The sequence below is a fragment of the Pseudomonas sp. S2_E01 genome, from assembly GCF_054668365.1.
Window position 1 is genome coordinate 5,966,594 of sequence record NZ_CP162762.1, and the last position, 21,084, is coordinate 5,987,677.

Consider the following 21,084-nt stretch of genomic DNA (forward strand, 5'->3'; position numbering starts at 1 on the left):
CAAAAATCAAAGCTGCCGAGCCAACCCCTCAACCGCCTCCTGCCGCTCCGCCTGACTCAACCTCGCCTGCGGATTCAACGAAGACCACTGCGGGTGTGCCCGCGCCTTGTTCAGCGCCTCGGGCAACTTGCCCTCGCGCCAGGTCTTGTCCTGCGGCGTGGCCACCTGAATGCTGTCCAGCGCGGCATGCCCTCGGGCGTTGAGCGCTTGCAGCAGCTGCCGTTGGCGCAAGGCCAACAGGCGCAGCACACTGTCATCCACAGTCAGCTCACGTTGGCCCTTGATCTTGCCCAGCAAGCGGCTGCCATAACTGCGCGCGGTTTGCAGGGCTCCGCCGGCAATGGCGCCGGCCAGGGCGGCGGCGCCCAAGGTAATGCCGCCCACCAGCAGATCCACGCCAGCCCCGGCCGCCGCGCCGGCGGCGATGCCACCGCCGACTCGCACGCCGAGTTGCTTGAGGGTTTCGGGGTTGAACAGATCGTCGCCCCAGCGACCGTCCAGCAGCGGCAGATCACTGGCCGCAGCGTCCTGTGGACGAAACGCATAGAGCTGGAGAAGGGCTTCGACGCAGCGTTGTTCCCGTTGCCGCACTGACTTGCGCAGTTCGCCGATCGCTTGCTGCTCCTGCTGCGCATCGCTGGCCACGCTGCGTCGGCAGGCCGCGCAGTCGATTAACAATTCGGCGATCAAACGCGCCGCACTCTCCTGCCGAGCCAGACGCTGGGCCTGTTGATCGACGATCAGGCGCTCCAGTGGCTCACGGGCGTTTTCCAACAGCAACGCCAGACTTTCATAAAGCCGCCGTTCTCCATCTTCCGGCGGTGCCACGCTGTCGAACCGGACCAGGGCATGCAGGCCCAGACGCGCCAGCGCTTCGCGCCAATCCGGTTCGCGGTGGTTGGCGCTACTGACGAAGTTCAGCACCGGCAGCAACGGTTTTCCGCAACTGGCCAGCACCTCCAGCTCGTCGCGGTATTTGGCCAACACCGGTTCACGGGCGTCGATGACATAAAGGCCGGCATCGCAAGTGAGCAGTTGGCGCAGCACTTTGGCTTCCTGCTCAAAGCGCTGGCGTGCTTCGCTGCCGTCGAGAAAACGCGCCAGGCGTGCCGGGCCGTCGAGGCGTTCGCCCGGTCGCTCCAGGCGTTCGAGGTAATCGAGCAGGGCGATGGCGTCTTCCAGGCCGGGCGTGTCGAACAGGTCGAGCAACGGCTCGCCGTCCACCGACAGTCGTGCGCCCTCCACGTGGCGTGTGGTACTGGGGCGATGGGACACTTCGCCAAAACCGACATCCCGGGTGAGGGTGCGCAGCAACGAGGTCTTGCCGACATTGGTGTGGCCGACCACGGCAAGCTTCAAGGGTGGTTTCCAGGCGTTAGTCATGACCAGTCTCCAGCCAATTCAGCGGCGCACAGTCGGCGTACGGCAGCTCCAGCTGAGCCAGTGCCACATGCCAGTCACTCAGGCGCTCGGCATCCAGTGCTTCACCAGGCGGGGCTTGCAGCAACCAGACCCGCGTGGCGCTGGCGTTACGTGCCAGCTCGGCGATCAGCGCCAGGCTGCCGCGATCCGGTGAGCGGCGCGGGTCGCAGGCGATGGCCAGGCGCGCCGGCGGGAAGCGGCTGAGCTGTTCCAGGAGTTTGTGTCGCGATTCACGACTGTCGAGGATGCCCGCGTCACTCACGGTTTTCGGCAGGAGTGGCGGCCAGGGCCGCTGGTCATCGAGCTCGATGGCGACCAGCAGTGCGCCATCGCTTTGCAGTTCGCTGACGGTACTCTCCACGCGATGCAGTTGCTCGGGGGCGGCGTCGTTGATGCCCAGTCGTTCGCTGGTGGGCATGAGGCGTTCGCGCAGTTGCGCGTAGCCCGGCAGGTTCAGGTCGAGCGTCAGGCTGGCGCGCCCGCGTTTCCAGCGCCACAGGCACAACAGTGCCAGCAGCAGGCGCGGCAGCACGCCGTAGACCACCAGCACGCCGACCAGCCAGGTGGCCCAGGCCTGACGGGCACTTTCGATGTTCAGTGCGGCATCGCCACTGGCGCGAATCATCTCCACCGTGGGCACGTTGAAGCCGATCAGCGCGGGCAGGGCGCCCAGCGCCTGGGTCATGGCAACGAAGGTGTCGGCGCCCAGCAGAGTGGTTTCCCAGACGAAGCCGTAGCGCCGGGTCGCCATCAGCGTCAGCAGAATGACCAGGGCGCTGAGCATCGCCAGCCACCACAAACCGTTGACCAGCACACCGAGCGCCCAGCGATTGAGTTTCTGCCGTTGCAGCAGCAACAGCAGGGCGGGCGCCAGCTGCGCAGCCTTGGCGTCGCGGGCGAGTTTTTCGCTGAGCCACAACCACAGTCGCCCCAACGTGGCGCCGTGTTCGCCGGCGAACACCAGGCCCAGGGCCCAGCTCAGCAGCAGAATCAGGTTGAGCCCCAGCAAGCTGCCCAGGGCCCAGAACACATTCACCGGTGTTTGCCCGTTGCCCAGCGCAGCAAAGGCCAGTCCGGCGCCGCTGATCACCGCGAGTACGGCAAGTACCAGCACCGCCAGGCGCGCGCCTTGCAGCCAGTGGCGCAGCGCATCCGCCAGACCGTCGCGCTCGGCCAGCCACAGGGCGCGGCGGACAATCCGGGTCGGCAGGTCGCCGCCGGCACTGCGGGCTACTCGGTTGGCTTCCCCATCGTCCAGGGGGCCGGCGTGCTCTTCACGCAGGCGGATGGTTTCGGTCAGCCAGAGGTTGTTCAGTTCAGTCACGCGCCATCCCGTCGCTCCATTGAGCTGTGAGCATAACCGCTGTGGCGCTTATCGGGGTACGGGAGGCTCTGGTATCCTCGCCGGCATGACTAAATCACTCCCCCTCAGCCTGATTGCAGCCCTCGGTGAAAACCGCGTGATCGGCGTCGACAACAGCATGCCCTGGCACTTGCCGGGGGATTTCAAATATTTCAAGGCCACCACCCTGGGCAAGCCGATCATCATGGGCCGCAAGACCTGGGATTCCCTCGGCCGTCCGCTGCCGGGGCGCTTGAACATCGTGGTCAGCCGCCAGGCGGGCCTGGTGCTGGAAGGCGCCGAGGTTTACCCGTCGCTGGAAGCCGCGGTCGTGCGCGCCGAAGCGTGGGCGAAAGAGCAGGGCGTCGATGAGCTGATGCTGATTGGCGGGGCGCAGTTGTACGCGCAAGGCCTGGCCCAGGCGGATCGTTTGTACCTGACCCGAGTGGCGCTGAGCCCGGAAGGGGATGCGTGGTTTCCCGAGTTTGATGTGCGGGAGTGGAAGCTGGTTTCCAATGTGCAGAACCCGGCGGTGGATGACAAACCGGCCTACAACTTCGAGGTTTGGGAGAAGGCCTAAGAGCTCGCTCCCACAATGAGTCCACCGGGACCCTGCGGGAGCGAGCTTGCTCGCGAGATTTTTGTGTCAGGCGTGCGCCAACGCCGAATGTTCATCTGCCTCAAGCAGCGCCTTGTCCGTCTGCTGCATCATCTGGCTGGTAATCGCACCGGCCGTGATCGAACCACTCACGTTCAGCGCCGTACGCCCCATATCGATCAGCGGCTCGACTGAAATCAGCAGCGCCACCAGTGACACCGGCAAGCCCATCGCCGGCAACACGATCAATGCAGCGAACGTCGCGCCGCCACCCACGCCCGCCACACCGGCAGAACTCAGGGTGACGATGGCCACCAGCGTGGCAATCCACAATGGGTCCAGCGGGTTTATGCCCACGGTCGGCGCCACCATGACGGCAAGCATTGCCGGATACAGGCCGGCACAGCCGTTCTGGCCGATGGTCGCGCCGAACGAGGCGGCGAAACTGGCTACCGACTGCGGAATGCCCAGGCGGCTGGTCTGCGCTTCGATGCTCAGCGGGATGGTTGCCGCGCTGGAGCGGCTGGTGAACGCGAACGTCAGCACCGGCCAGATCTTGCGGAAGAAACGCAGCGGGTTGATCCCCGCCGCTGACACCAGCACGCCGTGGACCACAAACATCAGGCCCAGGCCGATGTAGGAGACCACCACAAAACTGCCAAGCTTGATGATGTCTTGCAGATTGGAGCCAGCCACCACTTTGGTCATGAGCGCCAGCACGCCGTAAGGCGTCAGCTTCATCACCAGACGCACCAGGCGCATCACCCAGGCTTGCAGGGTGTCGATGGCGTTGATCACTTTCTGACCTTTTTCAGCGTCATCCTTGAGCAGTTGCAGCGCGGCGACACCCAGGAACGCGGCGAAGATCACCACGCTGATGATCGACGTCGGCTTGGCCCGAGCGAGGTCTGCGAACGGGTTCTGCGGGATGAACGACAGCAGCAGTTGCGGCACATTCAGGTCGGCGACCTTGCCGGCGTAGTCGTTTTGAATGGTTTGCAGGCGAGCCATTTCCTGGGTGCCGGCCACCAGGCCTTCGGCGGTGAGGCCGAACAGGTTGGTCAGGCCGATGCCGATCAGCGCCGCGATGGCGGTGGTGAACAGCAGGGTGCCGATGGTCAGGAAGCTGATCTTGCCCAGCGACGAGGCGTTGTGCAGACGGGCCACCGCGCTGAGGATCGAAGCGAACACCAGCGGGATCACGATCATTTGCAGCAACTGCACGTAGCCGCTGCCCACCAGGTCGAACCAACCGATCGAGGCTTTCAGCACCGGGTTGCCGGCGCCATAAACGGTATGCAAGGCGATGCCGAACGCCACGCCGAGCGCCAGCGCGAGCAGCACCTTTTTCGCCAGGCTCCATGTCGTGTGACGGGTTTGCGCCAGGCCCAGGAGCAGGGCGAGGAACACCAACAGATTGAGAATCAGCGGCAGATTCATAAACACTCCGAAGTGACTTGTGCCAGCCGCCTTCCGGGCAGCCGCAAACCGGAAAGCCTAACAGCTTGATTTGCAATGAATTAATACCGAAAAAGACTGATCACTGTCGTTTTTGGAATAAGCGGATGTCGCTGTCGGTGATGCAGCTGACGCGGAAGGGACGCGTACGGTCGCTGACAGACGAGGGCTGTCACACTTATTTGTTAGCGTCGATATTTTCCACACAGGGAGCGATGTCGATGAAGCTAGCACCGAAATTTCTCGCCGCATTGGGCTTGAGTCTGAGTTTGGGCCTTGCCGGCCAGGCACTCGCCACGGATCTGAAACACTGGCCCGCCGATCAGGCCAAGGCACTGGACGCGATGATCGCGGCGAATGCCAACAAGGGTAACTACGCGGTGTTCGACATGGACAACACCAGCTACCGGTATGACCTCGAAGAGTCGTTGCTGCCCTTCATGGAAAACAAGGGCCTGATTACCCGCGAAAAACTCGACCCCTCCCTCAAACTGATCCCGTTCAAGGACACGGCCGACCACAAGGAAAGCCTGTTCAGCTACTACTATCGCCTCTGCGAACTCGACGACATGGTGTGCTACCCCTGGGTCGCCCAGGTGTTTTCCGGCTTCACGCTGCAGGAGCTCAAGGGCTATGTCGACGAGCTGATGGCGTCCGGCAAACCGGTTCCGGCCACTTATTACGAAGGCGACGTGGTCAAGAAACTCGACGTCAACCCGCCGAAAATCTTCACCGGCCAGCAAGAGCTGTACAACAAGCTGATGGAGAACGGCATCGAGGTCTACGTGATGACCGCCGCCTCCGAAGAGCTGGTGCGCATGGTCGCCTCCGATCCGAAGTACGGCTACAACGTCAAGCCACAGAATGTGATCGGCGTGTCGCTGCTGCTCAAGGATCGCAAGACCGGCGAGCTGACCACTGCGCGCAAACAGGTGACCGCCGGCAAGTATGACGAAAAGGCCAACCTCGACCTGGAGCTGACCCCGTACCTCTGGACCCCGGCGACCTGGATGGCCGGTAAACACGCGGCGATCCTCACCTACATCGACGAGTGGAAAAAACCGGTTCTGGTCGGTGGTGACACTCCAACCAGCGATGGCTACATGCTGTTCCACGATGTCGACGTGGCCAAGGGCGGCATCCACCTGTGGATCAACCGCAAGGACAAATACATGACCCAGCTCAACGGCATGATGGCCAAACACGCTGCGGCCCAAGCCAAGGAAGGACTGCCGGTGACGGCGGACAAGAACTGGGTGATCGTCAAGCCTGAGGAGATTCAGTAAGAGAAGCAGTTGCAAGTTTTAAGCTGCAAGCTACAAGCTCGAACTTGCAGCTTGCAGCTTGCAGCTTGCAGCTTGCAGCTTGCAGCTTGCGCAGCGCCTACAGCCCGTCAAGCATCGCCTTGTTACGCACAGCACCCTTGTCGGCGCTGGTCGCCAACAGGGCGTAGGCCTTCAGCGCGGTGGTCACTTTACGTGGACGCACTTCGACTGGCTTCCAGCCTTTCTTGTCCTGCTCGACTCGGCGCGCGGCCAGTTCTTCATCGCTGATCAACAGGTTGATCGAGCGGTTTGGAATGTCGATCAGTACCTTGTCGCCGTCCTGAACCAGGCCGATCGCACCGCCGGCAGCCGCTTCCGGCGAAGCGTGACCGATGGACAGGCCCGAGGTGCCGCCGGAGAAACGGCCATCGGTGAGCAGGGCGCAGGCTTTGCCCAGGCCCTTGGATTTCAGGTAGGAGGTCGGGTAGAGCATTTCCTGCATGCCCGGGCCGCCTTTCGGACCTTCGTAGCGAATGATGACGATGTCGCCTTCCTTCACTTCATCGGCGAGGATGCCGCGCACGGCGCTGTCCTGGCTTTCGAAAATCTTGGCGTTGCCTTCGAACACGTGGATCGATTCGTCGACACCGGCGGTTTTCACCACGCAGCCATCCAGGGCGATGTTGCCGTAGAGCACGGCCAGGCCGCCTTCTTTCGAGTAGGCGTGTTCGAAACTGCGGATGCAGCCGTTTTCACGGTCGTCGTCCAGGGTTTCCCAACGGGTCGACTGGCTGAACGCGGTCTGTGTCGGGATGCCTGCCGGGCCGGCCTTGAAGAAGTGATGCACAGCTTCGTCATCGGTCTGGGTGATGTCCCACTTGGCGATGGCTTCTTCCATGCTGCGGCTGTGCACGGTGGGCAGGTCGGTGTGCAGCAGACCGCCACGGGCCAGGGAGCCCAGAATGCTGAAGATGCCGCCGGCACGGTGCACGTCTTCCATGTGGTACTTCTGGATGTTCGGTGCGACCTTGCACAATTGCGGCACTACGCGCGACAGGCGATCGATGTCGCGCAGGTCGAAGGCGATCTCGGCTTCCTGGGCCGCGGCCAGCAGGTGCAGGATGGTGTTGGTCGAACCGCCCATGGCGATGTCGAGCATCATGGCGTTTTCGAACGCCTTGAAGTTGGCGATGTTGCGCGGCAGCACCGACTCATCGTTCTCGCCGTAGTAGCGTTTGCACAGCTCGACGATAGTGCGGCCAGCCTGCAGGAACAGTTGCTCGCGGTCGCTGTGGGTGGCCAGGGTCGAACCGTTGCCCGGCAGGGCCAGGCCCAGGGCTTCGGTCAGGCAGTTCATCGAGTTGGCGGTGAACATGCCGGAGCACGAGCCGCAGGTCGGGCAGGCGCTGCGCTCGTACTCGGCAACCTTCTCGTCAGAAGCGCTGGAGTCGGCGGCGATGACCATGGCGTCGACCAGGTCCAGGCCATGGCTGGCCAGTTTGGTCTTGCCGGCTTCCATCGGGCCGCCGGACACGAATATCACCGGGACGTTAAGGCGCAGGGCGGCCATCAGCATGCCAGGGGTGATCTTGTCGCAGTTGGAGATGCAGACGATGGCGTCGGCGCAGTGGGCGTTGACCATGTACTCGACGGAGTCGGCGATGATCTCGCGGCTCGGCAGCGAATAGAGCATGCCGTCGTGGCCCATGGCGATGCCGTCATCCACGGCGATGGTGTTGAATTCCTTGGCGACACCGCCGGCACGTTCGATCTCGCGGGCGACCAACTGGCCCAGGTCCTTGAGGTGGACGTGGCCCGGTACGAACTGGGTGAACGAGTTGGCAATGGCGATGATCGGCTTTTTGAAGTCGTCATCCTTCATCCCCGTGGCGCGCCACAAGGCACGAGCGCCGGCCATGTTGCGGCCATGGGTGGATGTTTTCGAGCGGTAATCAGGCATGAAGCACTCCGGGCGGCTAATCAGGTATCAAAAGGGAAGTGAGCCTCTGTTGACGCCTGGAACACCTGGAAATGGCCGTGTGTCCGGACGCTGCCGATAACTTTGCGGGATCGCCGCGCGCTTCAGCTTGAGCTCATAAACCCGCCGGGGGATGAATGGCGATGAATGTTCGCGATTCTACACGGCTGGCGGCTGGAGGGAATGGGTGGGCGTGTTGGCGAGACGTGTGGAGGTGCCTCGTATCTGTAGGAGCGAGCATGTCGAGGCGTCGAACCGTCGCGATGGACGTTAACGAAAACGTTGGGCATCTGACACCCCGCGTCATCGTTGAAGACCATCGCGAGCGTGCTCGCTCCTACAGAGTTAAAATCAGAGCCAGATGGCATCCCACAATGGGTAGTCGCCAATTTTATCGACCAGCTCCGCACGTAATGGATTGGCGATCACGTAACGAGCGGCAGCCTTCAGATCCTCCTCCCAGCGCAGGGCCCGGTCAAAATAGCCTTTTTGCCAAACGGGCGTTGGTCCTTCCCGATCGAGGTTGATGGCCCGAGCGCTTCGGGCCTTGGTGGCCTGGACCAATTTCGGCAAATCCCCATTGTGCAGCTCAACCAGCCAATGAAAGTGATCTGGCATCACCACCCAGGCGATGGAGGTGGCTTTGCCGGTTTCCTGAGCCCTTCTGAACTCACGCACAAGCAGACGACCCACACGCCAATCCGCGAAGAATGGCCTTCGTTCGTGAGTCACAGCGGTAAGCAGATAGATCCGGCCGTGTTCTGAATGCCGCCCATAACGCAGTCGTTGCCCATGTGGCGAACTGGACATTCCGTTGTCCTCTTCCATGATTGAAAGAGAAAACGGTAGCCGCCCCAAACAGAACCGATTGCACAAAAGCACATCAGGATGTGTAACCCCGCCATCCCTGTAGGAGCGAGCATGCTCGCGATGGTGGACCGGGCACCGCGGGGTGTCAGGTAGCCAGCGTCATCGTTGACGTCCATCGCGAGCATGCTCGCTCCTACAGGGGCAGGGGTTAGCGGGTGTCAGCTATTAGGCAGCAACCGGCAAGTAATGCTCTTGATGTAGCGCGTCTCGGCGATTGCCGGGTGGACCGGGTGGTCCGGGCCCTGGCCGCCGCGTTCGAGCATCTGGATGTTGCGGTCCAGGTGGCGGGCGCTGGTGAGCAGGATGTTTTGCAGGTCGTCTTCGGGCAGGTGCATCGAGCAGGAGGCGCTGACGAGGATGCCGTCCTTGGTCAGCAGACGCATGGCTTGCTCGTTCAGGCGACGGTAGGCGCCTTCGCCGTTTTTCATGTCTTTCTTGCGCTTGATGAACGCCGGTGGGTCGGCGACGATCACGTCGAAGCGTTCTTCGCTGGCCTTGAGTTCCTTGAGGGCTTCGAAGACGTCGCCTTCGAGGCACGTCATCTTGTCAGCGAAGCCGTTCAGCGCGGCGTTGCGCTCGACGCCATCGAGGGCGAAGGCGGAGGCGTCGACGCAAAACACTTCACTGGCACCGAACGCCGCTGCTTGCACGCCCCAGCCGCCGATGTAGCTGTACAGGTCCAGGACGCGCTTGCCTTTGGCATAGGGCGCCAGGCGTGCGCGGTTCATGCGGTGGTCGTAGAACCAGCCGGTTTTCTGACCCTGGATCACGGGCGCTTCGAACTTCACGCCGTTCTCTTCCAGCGCGACCCACTCCGGCACCACGCCGAACACGGTATCCACGTAACGCTCCAGGCCTTCGGCGTCGCGGGCTGCCGAGTCATTCTTGAACAGAATGCCACTAGGCTTGAGCACTTGGGTGAGCGCGGCGATCACGTCATCTTTATGCGCTTCCATGGTCGCCGAAGCGATCTGCACCACCAGGATGTCGCCAAAACGGTCGACCACCAGGCCCGGCAGCAGGTCGGAATCCCCGTAGACCAAGCGGTAGAACGGCTTGTCGAAGAGGCGATCGCGCAAGGACAGGGCCACGTTGAGGCGATGCACCAGCAGCGATTTATCGAGCGGCAGCTTGATGTCGCGGGACAGTACGCGCGCGCAGATCAGGTTGTTCGGGCTCATGGCGACGATGCCCAGCGGCTTGCCGCCGGCGGCTTCGAGAATCGCCTGGTCACCGGCCTTGAAGCCGTGCAACGGCGTGGCGGCTACATCGATTTCGTTGCTGTAGACCCACAGGTGGCCGTTTCGCAGGCGACGGTCGGCATTGGCTTTGAGGCGCAGGCTAGGCAGGGACATGTCGTCGCTCCGGAAAAAAGAGCGGGAGTATAACGTGTTGAGGCCCGGCCGGGTTCGGCGCTGGACATGTGGTGAAGCCGTTGGCTTGAGATTTGATATGTCGGATCCAGGATTTAGAAGCTAGAATCGGCGTCTCTCCAAGAGTGTGTACTAATGTCCCAAGAACTGACTTCCGAACAGATCCAACAGTCCCTGCAAGGCATCAGCGTGCCAGCCCAGCCGCAGATCATGGTGGATCTGCAGATGGAGCAGTACATGCCCGACCCGGACCTCGAGGTGATCGCCAAGCTGATTTCCCAGGACCCGGGCCTCTCCGGTTCCCTGTTGAAAATCGTCAACTCGCCGTATTACGGCTTGAGCAACAAGATCGCCTCGATCCAGCGTGCGGTGAATCTGCTGGGCAGCCGCTCGATCATCAACCTGATCAACGCGCAGTCGATCAAGGGGGAAATGAACGATGACACCATCGTCACCCTCAACCGTTTCTGGGACACCGCGCAGGACGTGGCCATGACCTGCCTGACCCTGGCCAAGCGCATCGGCGTTGAGGCGGGTGATGAGGCCTACGCGCTGGGTCTGTTTCACGACTGCGGCATTCCGCTGATGCTGCAGCGCTTCCCCAATTACATGACGGTCCTGGAAGACGCCTACGCCAGCGCGAGTGCTGATTGCCGGGTGGTGGATACCGAGAACCGGGTATTCAATACCAACCATGCCGTAGTCGGTTATTACACGGCGAAATCCTGGCGCCTGCCGGAGCACGTCAGCACCGCCATCGCCAATCATCACAATGCGCTGGCCATCTTTCGCGACGAGTCGGCGCGCAACAGCCAGCTGAAAAACCTGCTGGCGATCCTGAAGATGGCCGAGCACATCTGTGCGTCCTACCGGGTGCTGGGTAACCAGGCCGAAGACCATGAATGGAACTGCGTCGCGCCGTTGGTGCTCGATTACGTAGGGCTTTCGGACTATGACTTCGAAACCCTCAAACAAACGATTCGCGATCTCGGCACCCACCATTGAGTGCTTTGAGCTTGCGATTCGAGCGCACCTGATTCGAGAGCATCATGCCTGAACTGCCGGAAGTCGAAACCACTCGCCGCGGGATTGCGCCCCACCTGGAAGGCCAACGCGTCAGCCGGGTGATCGTGCGTGACCGACGCCTGCGCTGGCCCATCCCCGAAGACCTCGATGTGCGGTTGTCGGGCCAGCGTATCGTGCTGGTCGAGCGGCGCGCCAAGTACCTGTTGATCAACGCCGAAGTGGGTACGCTGATCAGTCACCTGGGCATGTCGGGCAACTTGCGTCTGGTGGAGGTGGGCATGCCGGCCGCCAAACATGAACATGTGGATATCGAGCTGGAGTCAGGCCTGGCCCTGCGCTACACCGACCCGCGCCGCTTTGGCGCGATGCTCTGGAGCCTCGATCCGCTCAACCACGAATTGCTGATTCGCCTGGGACCGGAGCCGCTGACCGATCTGTTCGACGGCGAGCGCCTGTTCCAGCAGTCCCGTGGACGCTCGATGGCCGTCAAACCGTTCATCATGGACAACGCGGTGGTGGTCGGTGTCGGCAACATCTACGCCACCGAGGCGTTGTTTGCGGCCGGCATCGACCCGCGCCGTGCGGCCGGGGGCATTTCCCGGGCGCGCTACCTGAAGCTGGCCATCGAGATCAAACGTATCCTGGCCATGGCCATCGAACGAGGCGGCACCACATTGCGCGACTTCATTGGCGGCGATGGCCAGCCCGGGTATTTCCAACAGGAATTGTTCGTTTATGGCCGTGGTGGCGAGGCATGCAAGGTCTGTGGAACAGAGCTGCGAGACGTCAAGCTCGGGCAGCGCGCCAGCGTGTTTTGTCCGCGCTGTCAGAGCTGATAAATCCTACGGTCTATAGTCAGTGTTCTCACTGCCAAGTCGAAGGACCGTGCCATGAACCTGTTTCGAACCCTTGCCGTTGTCGTGATGTTGAGCGTCGGTATTCCGGCGTTGGCGTCCAGCACCGGCAGCGGCGACCCGCGCTATACCATCCAGAATCCCCCTGCGTACGCCATGCTTGGCGACCTGCTGATTGCCCGGCCGTTGCTGATTGCGGCTACCGTGATCGGTGCGGGGGCGTTCGTGGTGTCGTTGCCATTCACTGCGTTGGGCGGCAACGTCGGCGATGCGGGACAGGCGCTGGTGGTCGACCCAGGCAAGGCGGCGTTCGTGCGGTGCCTGGGGTGCATTGGGGAGGGGTTTGAGCAGCGGGAGTGAGTCGCAAGTATCTTTGGTGGGGCTGATGGCCCTATCGCGAGCAATCGAGCGTCGACCGGATCCTCCTACAGGGGGCATTGGTGACCCTGTAGGAGCAGCCGGTCGACGCTCGATTGCCCGCGATGGCGTACTTAAGCCTTCCCGGTAATCTTGCGGTACTTCTCCATCAACTGCTCTTCAGTCTCCGGATGCGCTTCGTCCAGCGGAATGCAATCCACCGGGCACACCTGTTGGCACTGGGGTTCGTCGTAGTGGCCGACACACTGGGTGCACAGGTTCGGGTCGATCACGTAGATCTCTTCGCCTTGTGAAATGGCGGCGTTCGGGCACTCGGGTTCGCAGACGTCGCAGTTGATGCAATCGTCGGTGATGATCAGGGACATGCTAACTCCAGCCGGGGCGGACAACCCCGGCGCTATAAACCAATGGGCGCAATTGTGCCGCATTGGCGCTGCCGGAGCCAGCCTGACTCCGGCAAGTGCGGGCTTACTTCTTGAAGCGTTCGGTCAGGGCATCCGCCACGGCAGGGTGGACGAACTTGGTGATATCGCCGCCCAGGGCCGCAATTTCACGGACCAGGGTCGAGGAAATGAACGAATAACGCTCGGACGGGGTGAGAAACAGGCTCTCTACATCCGGCGCCAGCTGACGGTTCATGTTGGCCAGTTGGAATTCGTATTCAAAGTCTGACACCGCTCGCAGGCCACGGAGGAACACATTGGCGTTCTTCTCCTTGGCGAAATGCGCCAGCAGCGTCGAAAACCCGACGACTTCAACGTTGGGCAGATGTTTAGTGACCTCGCGGGCCAGCTCCACACGCTGTTCCAGGGGAAACAACGGGTTTTTCTTCGGGCTGGCGGCGACGGCGATGATCACATGATCGAACAGGCGCGAGGCGCGTTCGACCAGATCGCCATGGCCCTTGGTAATAGGGTCGAAGGTACCTGGGTACAACACTCGGTTCATCGCGTCGTCCTGGCGGGAGTCCGTTGGGGAGTCGGATGGTATCGCAGCCGTCCCGGTCGGCCAAGCCGCATGATCGGTAAGAAAGCACTATAGACCATGGGAATATTCGCTCTTTTCAGGGTGTTTTTAAACGTTCGGCGAGGGAAGTCGCCAGTTGCGCGGTCAGTCCATAGACCGACAATTGCGGGTTTGCGCCAATGCTGGTGGGGAACAGCGAACCATCGTGGACCGACAGGTTGCGCAACTGATGGTGCCGGCCGAGGCTGTCGGTGACGGCGTTTTTTGGCTCTTCACCCATGGCACAACCACCCATCACATGAGCGCTGCCCAGGCGAGTGCGGTACAACTCAAGGCTCAAGCTGTCGATCAGGTGGCGGGCTTCGGCGAGGGTTTTCACATACCGAGCGTCGGCATGCATCGGCATCACGGCCTTGGCGCCGCCGGCGAACTGGATCTCGGCCATGCTGTGAAAGGCCCGGCGCACGCCATCCCAGGCGTAGGGCGACACCTGGTAGTCGAGCACCGGCGTGTTGTCGCCACGCAATTCGACACTTCCGCCGGGGCTGTCCGGATGAAAGCCGTCCCTGAGCAGCGCCAGCATGGCGTGCGTGTGGGGCAGCTGGGCCATGCGTTGCGCATTGTCCTGGCCAAAACCACCGAGCAGCGTGGCTGCCAGCGCCGGGTGCAACGGCGGTACTTCGAGTTTGTAGCCCATTTTTCCGCCAGTGCCGTCCCGCCACTGGAAATGGTCGGAGTAAATTGACTGCGGGGCACCGTAAAACGGGTTGATCACTTCATCAAACAGCGCGGCGGACATGTTCACCAGATGCAGAAAAGTGCGTTTGCCCAGGCGTTTGTGTGGGTCTGGCGCGCCCGATCGCAACAACAGCGCAGGGCTGTTGATGCCGCCGCCCGCCATTACGTAATGCCGTGCCCTGACCGTAATGATTTTGCCTGTGGGGGCCACACAGCGCTCGTCCATTGCCACGCATTCCAGGCCCGTGACCTGTTCACCGTTGATCTGCAGTTTTTCGGCGCGAGCGAGATAGAGCAGTTCGCCACCTTTTTCCAGGGTCGCCGGAATCGTTGTCACCAGCATCGATTGCTTGGCGTTGACCGCGCAGCCCATGCCGCAATAACCCAGGTTCCAGCAGCCGCGTACGTTGCGCGGGATGACGTGCCAAGCGTAACCGAGCCTCTCGCAACCCTGGCGGATCACGTCGTTGTTGGCGTTGGGCGGAACCAGCCACGGCGATACGCCCAGGCGTTGCTCCATGGCTTGGAACCACGGCGCCATCTCAACCGGGCTATGGCCTTTGACGTTGTGCTCGCGGGCCCAGTGCTCGAGAGTCGGGTCCGGGGTGCGGAAACTCGACGCCCAATTAATCAGGGTGGAGCCACCCACGGCGCGGCCTTGCAGGATGGTGATGGCGCCGTCCTTGCTCATGCGGCCGATGCCTTCTTGATAGAGCTGGGTGTAGGCCTGATCTTCGAGCAGTTTGAAGTCGCTGCTGGTCTTGAGTGGGCCTTCTTCGATCAACAACACCTTGTAACCGGCCGCGCTGAGAATCTCGGCCGTGGTGCCACCTCCTGCGCCGCTGCCGATGATCGCCACGTCGGCTTCCAGCGTCAGGTCTTCGGTGAGTTGCGAGGCGTTGCGAGTTTTCCAGCCACGGGCCATGCCTTCGCGGAACGGGTCGGGTACGGGCATTTGGGGGTTCTCTTGTTTTTATAGTTTGGGGATGTGGTGTTCATCAGGGCCTCATCGCGGGCAAGCCCGCTCCCACAGGATTTGTGAACACAGCGCCATTGTGGGAGCGGGCTTGCCCGCGATGGGGTCGACTTGGTCTTTCAGACCACCGGCGGCCCCGGATACCCGCAATGCGCCCAGGATTCGCGCCGGCCATACCAGGCCATGAGCACCATCTGCTGCAACGAGCTGTGCCCCATGCGCAACAGGCTCAGCGAGCTGTGTTCCCAGCGGTCGAGGAAGTGCCTCATCTCATCCCGGCTGGCGTTTTCCCAACTGCCCCAGATGCCGGTCAATGGCCCGCGGGTCACCGACATGGCCAGCACATCGAACAGTTGCCGGGTCAGCTTGAGCATTTCTGGCGACAGGTGATCGAGGCTGTTATCCAGGGTTTTGAGCGTGCCTTCGACGGCATCCGGCATTTTTTCGGCAACCACGGCGCCGTCGAGCATCACCGGCACCAGCGCTCGCAAAAACAGCAGGTCGGCGCTGCGCAGCACCGAAAAACCGTCGGCCGCGATACCCGACGAACATCCACTCAGGGTTGCGCCCACCCCGGCTGTGGCGAGGAAGGCCGTCGCGCCGAGACTCAATTGCAGCAGGCCGCGCCGTGACAGCGCGGGGTTTGCGGACAGGCCTGGGTTCATTGTTGTTATTACCCGAGCAGCGGATCGTTAGCGAATGAACAGCTTCTGGATCAATTTCTGAATGGATTTGCCATACGGCGGGTAAACCAGCTTCGCCGCATTGAAGCGCTGTTTGATCAGCACGCCCTTGGCTTTGCTGAACGTCAGGAAGCCTTCGTGGCCGTGGTAATGGCCCATGCCCGAGGCGCCGATGCCACCGAATGGCATGTCGTCCTGGGCGACGTGCAGCAACGTGTCGTTCAGGCATACGCCGCCGGAGTGGGTTTCATGCAGCACGCGGTTTTGTTCGCGCTTGTCGTAGCCGAAGTAGTACAGCGCCAGCGGGCGCGGCCGCTGGTTGATGTAGGCAAATGCTTCGTCCAGATCGGTGTATGGGACGATCGGTAGCAACGGGCCGAAGATCTCGTCCTGCATCACCACCATGTCGTCGCTGACGTTGAGCAACAGGCTGTGATTCATGCGGCGACCCTGCCCTTGATCGAACATCGGAATCAGCAACGCACCTTTGCTGGTGGCATCGTCGATGTAGCCGCTGAGCCGGGCCAGTTGCCGGTCGTTGATAATGGCGGTGTAGTCCGGGTTGTCCGTCAGCGTCGGATAAAACCCACGAACGGCGTGGCGATAGGCCTCGACGAAGGCGCCAACGCGGTCCTCCGGCACCAGCACATAGTCCGGGGCCACACAGGTTTGTCCGGCATTGAGTGTCTTGCCAAAGGCGATGCGTTCGGCTGCGTCTTTGAGTGGTACGTCTCGCGAAACGATGGCGGGGGACTTGCCGCCCAACTCCAGGGTGACCGGTGTCAGGTTCTCGGCGGCGGCGCGCATCACATGCTTGCCGATGCTGGTCGCGCCGGTAAACAGCAGGTGGTCGAAGCGCAGGCGTGAGAACGCCACGCCAATATCGGCTTCACCGAGCACCACGCCCACCAGGTCTTCGGGAAAGATCCGCCCCAGCAATTCCTTGAGCAGCAGGCCGGTGGCGGGAGTGGACTCGCTAAGCTTGAGCATGACGCGATTGCCCGCCGCCAGTGCGCCGACCAAAGGTCCGATGGCCAGGTACAGCGGGTAATTCCACGGCACAATCACACCGACCACGCCCAGTGGTTGGTAAACAACCTTGGCCGCTGCAGGCTGGAAAGCCACGCCGACCTTGCGCCGCGAAGGTTTCATCCAGCCGTTGAGGTGACGGCTGGCGTAGTGAATGCCGTGCAGGCTGGGCATCAGTTCGGCGAGCAGGGTCTCATCGGCGCTGCGGTGGCTGAAGTCCTGGCTGATCGCCTCGATCAGGGCTTGACGCTCGGCGCTCAGCAGTTCGCGCAGCGCTTTGAGCCATTGCTGGCGCTGCGCTGCGGGCGGCATCGGGTTGGCCGCATAGGCAGCGCGCTGGGCGTTGAAAAGGTTTTGAAGTTCTTCCAGAGGCTGCTGCAGGTTTTGCAGGTAGGCAATGTCAGCCGTCATGGTGTTCTCTCTTGTTTTAGTGTGGTGAGGAGATTTTTAGAGTCTATACTCTATTAAGTCAAATCACATCCCGACACGGCTCTGTTTTATCCACTCGCGGATAGGTCGTAAGATGCCCGTCAACGCACTCTGGATTAAAGCTCAAGTCATGGCCCCACGAATAAAAACCAGCGAGCGCATCGTGCAGAACAGCCTGGAGCTGTTCAACCAGCAGGGCGAGCGCAGCATCAGCACCAACCACATTGCGGCCCATATGGAAATTTCCCCGGGCAACCTGTACTACCACTTCCCCAACAAGCAGGCGATCATCGCCGTGTTGTTCAGTGAGTACGAAAGCCTGGTGGACAGTTTTCTACGCCCGCCCCAGGGGCGCGCCGCCACGGTCGAGGACAAGCGCTACTACCTCAAGGAATTGCTCGCGGCCATGTGGCGCTACCGCTTTTTGCATCGTGACCTTGAGCACCTGCTCGACAGCGATCCGGAGCTGGCCGCGCGCTACCGACGCTTTTCCCAGCGCTGCGTGATTCAGGGTTCAGCGATCTACAAAGGCTTCGTGGAGGCTGGCATCCTGAAGATGGATCGGGTGCAAATCGAATCCCTGACCATCAACGCCTGGATCATCCTCACTTCATGGGTACGTTTCCTGTGCACCACGCGGGAAAACTCCAATCACTTGAGCGAGCAGGCCATCAAGCGCGGGGTTTATCAGGTGCTGGTGCTGGAGGCGGGGTTTGTCACGGATCAGTCCCGGGCCGAGGTCAATGCGCTGTTTGAAGAGTTTTATGTACCGCTCGCTCAGGCGCTGGAGGAAGTGGGTTAGGGAACTGGGGTAGGATTCGATAACGACCCTGACTGGAGCCCCGTTATGCCCATTGCGCAATTGATCAGCCCGCAAGCGTTGGACCTGAAGAAGGAGCAGCCGGGGCTGGTGATCCTGGACTGTCGTTTCGCCCTCGAAGACCCGGACTACGGCCAGCGCAGCTACGCCGAAGGGCACATTGACGGGGCGAGCTTTGCCGACCTCGAGCGCGACTTGAGTGGGGCTGTGACCAAGGGCGTGACCGGCCGGCACCCCTTGCCGGACCCTGACGCGTTGATCGCTCGTCTACAGGCCTGGGGCATCAATGCCGACAGCGAAGTGGTGCTTTATGACGACGGTCCGGGGGCTTTCGCGGCGCGAGCCTGGTGGTTGCTGGCCTGGCTCGGCAAACGTGATGGCGTGTTCATTCTCGATGGCGGGCTCAAAGCCTGGCATGCGGCGGGCTTGCCACTGAGCCTGGACGCGCCGGATATCCAGCGCGGCAGCTTCGTCGGCACGCCGGACAAGTCGCTGCTCCTCAACGCCGAACAGCTTCAGCAGCGCCTGGGGCAGCCTGAGATGACTCTGCTCGATGCCCGCGCCTTGCCGCGCTTCAAGGGTGAAGTTGAACCCATCGACCCGATTGCCGGCCACATTCCCGGCGCGCAATGTGCGGCGTTCACCGACAACCTGGGCAGCGACGGGCGTTTCCTCCCGGTCGATCAGCTCAAGCAGCGATTTGCGGCGAAACTGGGCAACCGCTCGCCTTCCGATCTGGTGGCGTATTGCGGCTCCGGTGTGACGGCGTGTCATAACCTGTTTGCCCTGTGCCTGGCAGGATATCCATTGGGTGCGCTGTATGCCGGGTCATGGAGTGAGTGGATCAATGATCCGGCGCGGGGTATCGCGAGCGGCGAGTAGGCCCGCCGCCGATCCCTGTAGGAGCGGGCTTGCCCGCGATGGCGTTGTGTCAGTCAATCAATAGGTTGTTTGACACTCCGCAATCGCGGGCAAGCCCGCTCCTACAGTGGTCAACTTTGCGATCAGAATCCCGGCAACTGCCGGGCCCTGCGGTACGCCCCAGGCCCCACCCCATAAACCTGCTTGAACTGCCGGCTCAAATGGCTCTGGTCGGCAAATCCCAGTTGCGTGGCCACTTCCAACGGCAGGCACCCGCCCTGCAACAACATCCGCGCCCGGGCGATGCGCTGCTGCATCAGCCAGGTGTGCGGCGGGATGCCGGTGGCGTGGCGGAACACCCGGGCGAAGTGGAAGGGTGACAGGTTCACCGCTTGCGCGAGCTCCTCCAAGGACGGAGGCGCCGCCAACCGCTCATGCAGCAGCTCCTTGGCCCGCGTCACGGCCCGGTGTTCCTTGCCGGGTTTACCAGCGTCCGGCACGGCGGCGTGACGTTGCAGCAGCGAGAGCATCAGTTCCCGCCATGCGGTTTGCTGTTGCAGGGCTGTCGTCGGGCTCTCCAGCAGGCGATGCAGTTGGCAGAATCCTGTGACCAGATCCGGATCGCGATACAGCGTGGCGCCAAACGCGGGCAAGGCGTGAGTCGGCAACTCCAGCTCGCTCAACAGCGAGAGAATTTTTCCGGTGTCGGGATAAAACGCTCGGTATAGCCAGCCGTCTTCCGTGCCCTTGTGGCCGGTGTGGACTTCATCCGGGTTGATCAAGACCAGTGTGCCACTGCCGGCCAGGTGTTCGGCGCCGCGATATCGATACCGCTGGGCGCCGGCCATGATCATGCCGATCACGAATCCATCATGCACATGCGGGGCGAAACGATGCTCGATGTAGCGCGCAGACAGCAACTCGACCCCGGGCAGCGGCGCGGTTTGCCAGAAGCGGATCGATTCTGCGCTGCTGTCCATCGCCTTACTCAGGGCCCACAGCGGACAGCCACTGCGGGATACGCCGCTCCAGGTAATAACCCGGTTGGCGGAATGAGCCATCGACGAAGCCGACATGCCCGCCCTTGGCTTGCAGCTCGAATTGAGTGCAGGCGGACAGTTCGTCAGCCTGCGGCAGGCTGTGGGGGAAGACGAACGGATCGTCGGCGGCCTGGATGATCAGGGTCGGCGTGCGAATCTCGCCGAGGAAGTAGCGACTGGAGGCGCGACGGTAATAATCCTGGGCATCGGTGTAGCCGTGCAACGGCGCGGTGATGCGGCCATCGAAATCCCAAAAGGTGCGCATGTTTTCGAGTGAGCCCAGGGCCGCCAGTTTCGCCAGGCCATCCTCGCGCCCGTCATGCTGGAATTGCCGCTGTTTGTTTTTAACGTAGGCGACCATCTCGCGCAAGAAGTGCGCTTGATAGACCCGGGAAAACCCCTGGCCTATCCGGTCGGCACACTGATCCAGTCTGAACGGCACCGACACCGCCACCGCGCCGAGTACGCCACTGTCGCTGCCGGTCTCGCCGAGATGTTTGAGCAGGACATTGCCACCCAGGGAATAACCGACAGCATACAAAGGCGCCAGTGGGCGCTTGGCCCGCAGGTGCTGGATGGCTTCGGCCAGGTCTTCGCTGGCGCCGGAATGGTAACTGCGCGGCAACAAATTCGGTTCGCCCGAGCACCCCCGCCAGTTCAGCGCAACGCTGGCCCAGCCTTGGTCACCCAGTGCCTTTTGCATGCCGGCCACGTAGGGCGAGTTGGAGGAGCCCGTCAGTCCGTGCAGTAGCAGCACCAGTGGCGTGTCGGCGTTATGAGGGCCGTGCCAGTCCAGGTCGAGAAAGTCGCCATCATCCAGCCACAAGCGCTCGCGTTCACGTTCAATGTGGGTGGTTTTGCGCCAAAGCGGCCCCCACAAGGTCTGCAAGTGTGGATTGCCGAGGCCGAAGGCGGGGATGAAACGTTCTGACGCAGGGTTCACGATTGTTCTCGATGCAGCGGTGCGCAACCTGTGCG

20 protein-coding genes are annotated in these 21,084 nt (G+C 61.9%); 7 read left to right on the forward strand and 13 right to left on the reverse strand.

Annotated elements, in window-relative coordinates; all coding sequences use genetic code 11:
* Positions 1 to 6: 6 nt before the first annotated feature.
* The gene (locus AB4O36_RS27540; protein ID WP_460140718.1) at positions 7 to 1,383 is read right to left on the reverse strand and encodes a GTPase/DUF3482 domain-containing protein; all 1,377 of its coding nucleotides are present in this window, start codon (positions 1,381 to 1,383) and stop codon (positions 7 to 9) included.
* Positions 1,376 to 2,746 carry a DUF2868 domain-containing protein gene (locus AB4O36_RS27545; RefSeq protein WP_460140719.1) on the reverse strand — a complete coding sequence of 457 codons (1,371 nt, stop codon included), beginning with the start codon at positions 2,744 to 2,746 and terminating at the stop codon, positions 1,376 to 1,378. The genes AB4O36_RS27540 and AB4O36_RS27545 overlap by 8 nt, the downstream gene beginning before the upstream one ends.
* Positions 2,747 to 2,831: 85 nt before the next feature.
* Between AB4O36_RS27545 and AB4O36_RS27550 the strand changes: the two genes are divergently transcribed.
* Complete coding sequence (locus AB4O36_RS27550) at positions 2,832 to 3,344, forward strand: dihydrofolate reductase (RefSeq protein WP_460140720.1); 513 nt, start codon at positions 2,832 to 2,834, stop codon at positions 3,342 to 3,344.
* 66 nt (positions 3,345 to 3,410) lie between these two features.
* On the opposite strand, the gene AB4O36_RS27555 is transcribed toward AB4O36_RS27550, so the two are convergent.
* A complete protein-coding gene (locus tag AB4O36_RS27555; RefSeq protein WP_460140721.1) occupies positions 3,411 to 4,802 on the reverse strand; it encodes an L-cystine transporter in 1,392 nt (463 codons plus the stop codon).
* A 239-nt stretch (positions 4,803 to 5,041) separates the two neighbouring features.
* Between AB4O36_RS27555 and AB4O36_RS27560 the strand changes: the two genes are divergently transcribed.
* Positions 5,042 to 6,106, forward strand: a complete 1,065-nt coding sequence (locus tag AB4O36_RS27560; RefSeq protein WP_460140722.1) for an HAD family hydrolase — start codon at positions 5,042 to 5,044, stop codon at positions 6,104 to 6,106.
* Between the two features lie 97 nt (positions 6,107 to 6,203).
* On the opposite strand, the gene ilvD is transcribed toward AB4O36_RS27560, so the two are convergent.
* The 3 genes from ilvD to AB4O36_RS27575 all read right to left on the reverse strand — a co-directional run bounded on the left by ilvD (position 6,204) and on the right by AB4O36_RS27575 (position 10,288).
* Complete coding sequence (gene ilvD, locus AB4O36_RS27565; RefSeq protein WP_460140723.1) at positions 6,204 to 8,045, reverse strand: dihydroxy-acid dehydratase; 1,842 nt, start codon at positions 8,043 to 8,045, stop codon at positions 6,204 to 6,206.
* A gap of 369 nt (positions 8,046 to 8,414) precedes the next feature.
* Positions 8,415 to 8,873, reverse strand: coding sequence for an REP-associated tyrosine transposase (locus tag AB4O36_RS27570; RefSeq protein WP_460140724.1), 459 nt, complete (start codon positions 8,871 to 8,873; stop codon positions 8,415 to 8,417).
* Between the two features lie 218 nt (positions 8,874 to 9,091).
* Positions 9,092 to 10,288 carry a class I SAM-dependent rRNA methyltransferase gene (locus tag AB4O36_RS27575; RefSeq protein ID WP_460119974.1) on the reverse strand — a complete coding sequence of 399 codons (1,197 nt, stop codon included), beginning with the start codon at positions 10,286 to 10,288 and terminating at the stop codon, positions 9,092 to 9,094.
* A gap of 207 nt (positions 10,289 to 10,495) precedes the next feature.
* Between AB4O36_RS27575 and AB4O36_RS27580 the strand changes: the two genes are divergently transcribed.
* From AB4O36_RS27580 to AB4O36_RS27590, 3 genes are read left to right on the forward strand one after another with little or no spacing between them, the layout of a single operon-like run.
* A complete protein-coding gene (locus tag AB4O36_RS27580) occupies positions 10,496 to 11,311 on the forward strand; it encodes an HDOD domain-containing protein (RefSeq protein ID WP_460142182.1) in 816 nt (271 codons plus the stop codon).
* Between the two features lie 44 nt (positions 11,312 to 11,355).
* Complete coding sequence (mutM, locus tag AB4O36_RS27585; protein WP_460119975.1) at positions 11,356 to 12,168, forward strand: bifunctional DNA-formamidopyrimidine glycosylase/DNA-(apurinic or apyrimidinic site) lyase; 813 nt, start codon at positions 11,356 to 11,358, stop codon at positions 12,166 to 12,168.
* Between the two features lie 54 nt (positions 12,169 to 12,222).
* On the forward strand, positions 12,223 to 12,546 hold the full coding sequence (locus AB4O36_RS27590; RefSeq protein WP_460140725.1) for a multidrug transporter: 324 nt from the start codon (positions 12,223 to 12,225) through the stop codon (positions 12,544 to 12,546).
* 131 nt (positions 12,547 to 12,677) lie between these two features.
* Here AB4O36_RS27590 and AB4O36_RS27595 read toward each other — a convergent pair whose 3' ends face one another.
* The 5 genes from AB4O36_RS27595 to AB4O36_RS27615 form a co-directional block, all read right to left on the reverse strand.
* Positions 12,678 to 12,929: a YfhL family 4Fe-4S dicluster ferredoxin gene (locus tag AB4O36_RS27595; protein ID WP_003195146.1), complete on the reverse strand. Its 252-nt coding sequence runs from the start codon at positions 12,927 to 12,929 to the stop codon at positions 12,678 to 12,680.
* 103 nt (positions 12,930 to 13,032) lie between these two features.
* Positions 13,033 to 13,512 (reverse strand): pantetheine-phosphate adenylyltransferase, encoded by a 480-nt coding sequence (gene coaD, locus AB4O36_RS27600; RefSeq protein ID WP_045059801.1) that lies wholly within the window; start codon positions 13,510 to 13,512, stop codon positions 13,033 to 13,035.
* Between the two features lie 115 nt (positions 13,513 to 13,627).
* Positions 13,628 to 15,223, reverse strand: a complete 1,596-nt coding sequence (locus tag AB4O36_RS27605) for a GMC family oxidoreductase (protein ID WP_460140726.1) — start codon at positions 15,221 to 15,223, stop codon at positions 13,628 to 13,630.
* A 140-nt stretch (positions 15,224 to 15,363) separates the two neighbouring features.
* Positions 15,364 to 15,909, reverse strand: a complete 546-nt coding sequence (locus AB4O36_RS27610; RefSeq protein ID WP_460140727.1) for a twin-arginine translocation pathway signal protein — start codon at positions 15,907 to 15,909, stop codon at positions 15,364 to 15,366.
* A 27-nt stretch (positions 15,910 to 15,936) separates the two neighbouring features.
* The gene (locus AB4O36_RS27615; protein ID WP_460140728.1) at positions 15,937 to 17,367 is read right to left on the reverse strand and encodes a coniferyl aldehyde dehydrogenase; all 1,431 of its coding nucleotides are present in this window, start codon (positions 17,365 to 17,367) and stop codon (positions 15,937 to 15,939) included.
* A gap of 148 nt (positions 17,368 to 17,515) precedes the next feature.
* Between AB4O36_RS27615 and AB4O36_RS27620 the strand changes: the two genes are divergently transcribed.
* Both AB4O36_RS27620 and AB4O36_RS27625 read left to right on the forward strand, forming a co-directional pair.
* Positions 17,516 to 18,187 (forward strand): TetR/AcrR family transcriptional regulator, encoded by a 672-nt coding sequence (locus AB4O36_RS27620; protein WP_460119986.1) that lies wholly within the window; start codon positions 17,516 to 17,518, stop codon positions 18,185 to 18,187.
* A gap of 45 nt (positions 18,188 to 18,232) precedes the next feature.
* Positions 18,233 to 19,087, forward strand: a complete 855-nt coding sequence (locus tag AB4O36_RS27625) for a sulfurtransferase (RefSeq protein WP_460140729.1) — start codon at positions 18,233 to 18,235, stop codon at positions 19,085 to 19,087.
* A 122-nt stretch (positions 19,088 to 19,209) separates the two neighbouring features.
* Here AB4O36_RS27625 and AB4O36_RS27630 read toward each other — a convergent pair whose 3' ends face one another.
* Both AB4O36_RS27630 and AB4O36_RS27635 read right to left on the reverse strand, forming a co-directional pair.
* On the reverse strand, positions 19,210 to 20,046 hold the full coding sequence (locus AB4O36_RS27630) for an AraC family transcriptional regulator (RefSeq protein WP_460140730.1): 837 nt from the start codon (positions 20,044 to 20,046) through the stop codon (positions 19,210 to 19,212).
* Between the two features lie 4 nt (positions 20,047 to 20,050).
* The gene (locus AB4O36_RS27635) at positions 20,051 to 21,049 is read right to left on the reverse strand and encodes a hydrolase (RefSeq protein WP_460119991.1); all 999 of its coding nucleotides are present in this window, start codon (positions 21,047 to 21,049) and stop codon (positions 20,051 to 20,053) included.
* Between the last annotated feature and the right edge of the window lie 35 nt (positions 21,050 to 21,084).